Source organism: Calidithermus terrae (assembly GCF_003574345.1).
GTDB classification, from domain to species: domain Bacteria; phylum Deinococcota; class Deinococci; order Deinococcales; family Thermaceae; genus Calidithermus; species Calidithermus chliarophilus.
The window spans coordinates 1-4,247 of the sequence record NZ_QXDL01000284.1 but is presented as its reverse complement, the minus strand read 5'-3'; the positions used below and the strand labels follow the sequence as shown (position 1 = coordinate 4,247).

Genomic DNA, 4,247 nt, shown 5'->3' with positions numbered 1-4,247 from the left:
GGGATGGCCTGCTGCTGGGGGGTGGGCTCGAGCTCGACCTTGAGGCGGAACAAGAACTTGGTGACCTCGCTCTTGATGGTGGCGATCATCTCGTTGAAGAGCTTGGTGGCCTCGAACTTGTACTCCTGGAAGGGGTCCTTCTGGCCGTAGCCGCGCAGCCCGATGCCCTGGCGCAGCACGTCGAGGTTGTGCAGGTGCTCCTTCCAGAAGTTGTCCACGACCTGCAGGATCACGAAGCGCTCGACCGCGCGGGTGAGCTGGGGCGAGAGCTCGGCCTCGCGCTTGGCGTACTCGGCCAGGGCGGCTTCGATCAGCTTTTCCACGCCCTCGTCGGCCTTGAGCGAGCGCAGCGACTCGTAGTCGTAGGCCTCGAGGCCCGGCGCGAAGTCGGTCATGGCGCCCTTGAGGGCGGCGAGGTCCCACTCCTCGGGGTGGACCTGGGGGTTGAGGTGGAGCTCAGCGGCCGCAGCCACGCTGTCTTCGATCATGGCCTGGGCGGCCTCGCGCACCTCCTCGTCCTTGCCCAGGAGGATGGTGCGGCGCTGGGCGTAGATCACCTCGCGCTGGCGGGCCATCACGTCGTCGAACTGCAGCAGCTGCTTGCGGATGCCGAAGTTGCGGTCCTCAACGCGCTTCTGGGCCCGCTCGATGGAGGCGGTGACCATGTTGTTGACGATGGGCTCGCTGTCGTCGAAGCCCATGCGGTCGAGCATGGCGATGATGCGGTCGGAGGCGAACAGGCGCATGAGGTCGTCGTCGAAGGATACGTAGAAGCGCGAGGAGCCGGGGTCGCCCTGGCGGCCCGAACGCCCGCGCAACTGGTTGTCGATGCGGCGCGACTCGTGGCGCTCGGTGCCGATGATGTGCAAGCCCCCGAGCTCCTTGACCCGGATCTCGTCGGCGGCGCAGGTGTCGCGCAGGCGGCGGATCTCCTCCATGACCTCGGGGCGCACGCCGAGCTCGGTGCCCAGGCGGCGGGCCTCTTCCTCCTCGCCCTGCACGGTCTTCTTGATGAACAGCTCGACCTTCCACTCGTAGCGGTCGAAGCCCTCCTTCTGCAGCAGGGCCGCCGCCAGGTACTCGGCGTTGCCGCCGAGCTTGATGTCGGTGCCGCGCCCGGCCATGTTGGTCGAGATGGTCACGGTCTTGCTGCGCCCGGCCTGGGCCACGATCTCCGACTCGCGCTCGTGGTACTTGGCGTTCAAGACCTGGTGAGGGATGCCCTTGCGGATGAGCTCGAGCGTGTGCACCGAGCGCTTGAGCAGGTCCCAGGCGGTGCGGAGGTTGCCCTTGGCGGGGACGGCGGAGTCGTAGGGCTCGAGGTCGGCCTCCTTGACCTGCGCCGGGCGGGCCAGCAGGCTCCTGATCTGCTCCCACTGCCCGCCGCTCTGCTTCTCGGCGGCCTTGAGGAAGATCTGGGCACGGAACTCGACCTGCGCGAGGTAGTGGCGCGGCTCCTTGAGCATGGCCGAAAGCCGCTCGGACTTCTCGACCGAGATGGTGCCCACCAGCACCGGCTGGCCCTTCTCGTACTTCTCGGCGATCTCCTCGACCACGGCGAAGAACTTGCCCCGCTCGGTGCGGTAGACCACGTCGGAGCTGTCCTCGCGGATGACCTTTCTGTTGGTAGGGATGGTGCGCACGTCCATCCCGTAGATCTCCTGGAACTCCTTCTCCTCGGTCTTGGCGGTGCCGGTCATGCCCGCGACCTTCTCGTAGAGGCGGAAGAAGTTCTGGTAGGTGATGGTGGCGAGGGTCTGGTTCTCGCGCTCGATCTTGACGCCCTCTTTGGCCTCGATGGCCTGGTGCAGGCCCTCGCCGTAGCGGCGCCCGGGCATCAGGCGGCCGGTGAACTCGTCAACGATGATCACCTGGCCGTCCTGCACGATGTAGTCGCGGTCGATGTGGTAGAGGTCCTTGGCCCGGAGCGCCTGGGTGAGCATGTGGGCCTTCTCCATGTTCTCGGTGTTGAACAAGCCCTCCACGCCCAGCAGCTTCTCGGCCTTGGCGATGCCCTGCACGGTGAGGTGCACCGACTTCTGCTTCTCGTCGATGGTGTAGTCGCCGGTGGGCTCCTTGCGCACGCCGGGCTCGGCCTTCTCGCCGCGCTCGAGCTTCTTGGCGATCTCGGCCATGCGGTAGTACATGTCGGTGGCCTTCTCGGCCGGCCCGCTGATGATGAGCGGGGTGCGGGCCTCGTCGATGAGGATGGAATCGACCTCGTCAACGATGGCGTAGTGCAGCGGGGTGTCGTGGCGCAGCACCAGGAATTCGGGCTGCACCACCATGTTGTCGCGCAGGTAGTCGAAGCCCAGCTCCGAGTTGGTCACGTAGGTCACGTCGGAGCGGTAGGCGGCCTGGCGCTGCTCGGGGGTGGAGTTGTGCTGGATGATGCCCACGCTCAGGCCCAGGCCGCGGTACACGGGCCCCATCCACTCGGCGTCGCGGCGGGCGAGGTAGTCGTTGACGGTCACCAGGTGCACGCCCTTGCCCGCGATGGCGTTGAGCGCGACCGCGAGCGTCGCCACCAGCGTCTTGCCCTCGCCGGTGCGCATCTCCGCGATCTTGCCCTCGTGCAGCGCCGCCCCGCCGATGAGCTGCACGTCGTAGTGGCGCAGCCCCAGGAAACGGCGGCTCGACTCGCGGGTGAGCGCGAAGGCCGTGGGCAGCAGGTCGTCGAGGGGCTCGCCGTTCTGATAGCGCTGGCGCAGCTCGGCATAGGCCGCGGCCAGGTTCTCGATCTTCTGCACCTCGGGCTCGAGGGCGTTGACCGGGGCGACCACGGTCTTCCAGTAACGAGCGATGTGCCGCTCGTTGTTGTCAAAGAGCTTATTGATGAGGCCCAACATAACCGTTCACGATTCTAACCCGGCAAGATGAGGATTTGGGTGGGCTGGAACCAGTCAAGGAAGCGGGCAGCTAGCAGCCTTCAGCTATCAGCCGTCAGCGGTAAACAGGAGGCTCGTGGCCTGTAGCCCGTGGTAGACCCCTCCCCGCCGGCGTCGAGGGGGTATCCTCCCCGGTCCCCTCGCTAAGGGGGGTGAAGAAGGGGCGTTTCGCGTCTTGCGTTTGGCTTTTTGCGTACGACGTAGGACACGCGTTTAGCGTTTAGCGTCTTGCGTCTTGCGTTTTGCGTCTTGCGTTCAGCATTCAGCTTCACGCCAACGGCAAATACGCCGCCGCGGGCAGGCTCAAGGGGTCTCCCTGCCCGCTCCAGCGGCGCCAGGCGGCGAGCGCGATCATGGCGCCGTTGTCGGTGGCCATGCCGCGGGGCGGGAAGAACAGCCGCAGGCCGGCCTGCTCGAGGCGCCCCCGCAGGGCGCGGTTCTGGGCCACCCCGCCGGTGACGAGCAGGGTCTGGAGGCCCGTGTCGTGCGCGGCCCGCAGCACCACCGAGGCGAGGTGCTCGACCGCGACGCGCTGGAAGCCGGCGGCGATGTCGGCCTTGTTCAGGCCCTTCTCCACCGCCCGCAGGGCGGCGGTCTTGAGCCCCGAGAAGCTGAAGGCGTACTGGCCCGGGCCCTGGCCCTGCAAGGGCATCCCGAAGGGCACCGCCTGGGGGTCGCCCTGGGCGGCCAATTTCTCGATCTCGGGCCCGCCCGGGTAGCCCAGCCCCAGGAGGCGGGCCACCTTGTCGAAGGCCTCCCCGGCGGCGTCGTCCATGGTCGCGCCGAGCAGTTCGTACCGTCCCCAGGCCGCCACGCGGAAGAGGTGGCTGTGGCCGCCCGAGGCGATGAGGGCGAGGAAGGGGGGCAGGGCCTCGGGGTGGTCGGCCAGGGCGGCGTAGAGGTGGCCCTCGAGGTGGTGCACCGCCGCGAAGGGCTTCCCGAGCGCCAGGGCCAGCCCCTTGGCGTAGGTGTAGCCCACCAGCAGCGCCCCGATCAGGCCGGGCCCGCGCGTGGCCGCGACGAGCTCGACGTCCCGGAGGCGAACCCCGGCCTCGGCCAGGGCCTGCTCGAGCAGCCCGTCGATCACCTGGGTGTGCTCGCGGCTGGCGAGCTCGGGCACCACCCCGCCGAAGCGCTGGTGCAGCAGGGTCTGCGAGGCCACCTTGTTGGCGAGCACCCGCCCCCCGCGCACCAGCCCGACGCCGGTGTCGTCGCAGGAGGTGTCTATGCCGAGGACCAGCATCACCAGAGGATTGTGGGGGCTCAGCCCGCGGGGGTCAAGGGCTGGAGGCTCGAGAGCAGGCGCTCGAGCTCCCCCAACGTGCTCACCTGCTTGAGCGCGGGGTGCAGCCCGGGGTG

2 protein-coding genes are annotated in these 4,247 nt (G+C 68.2%); both read right to left on the bottom strand.

The window, feature by feature from the left end; genetic code table 11:
• The coding region (gene secA / locus Mterra_RS19360) for a preprotein translocase subunit SecA (protein WP_119316616.1) at window positions 1–2,849 on the bottom strand (2,849 nt) is incomplete at its 3' end.
• A 307-nt stretch (window positions 2,850–3,156) separates the two neighbouring features.
• Window positions 3,157–4,131: a tRNA (adenosine(37)-N6)-threonylcarbamoyltransferase complex transferase subunit TsaD gene (gene tsaD, locus Mterra_RS19355; RefSeq protein WP_119316615.1), complete on the bottom strand. Its 975-nt coding sequence runs from the start codon at window positions 4,129–4,131 to the stop codon at window positions 3,157–3,159.
• Window positions 4,132–4,247 lie beyond the last annotated feature (116 nt).

Coding starts and splice junctions, on each gene's coding strand:
- tsaD (WP_119316615.1), bottom strand. CDS start 4,131: ATGCTGGTCCTCGGCATAGACACCTCCTGCGACGACACCGGCGTCGGG.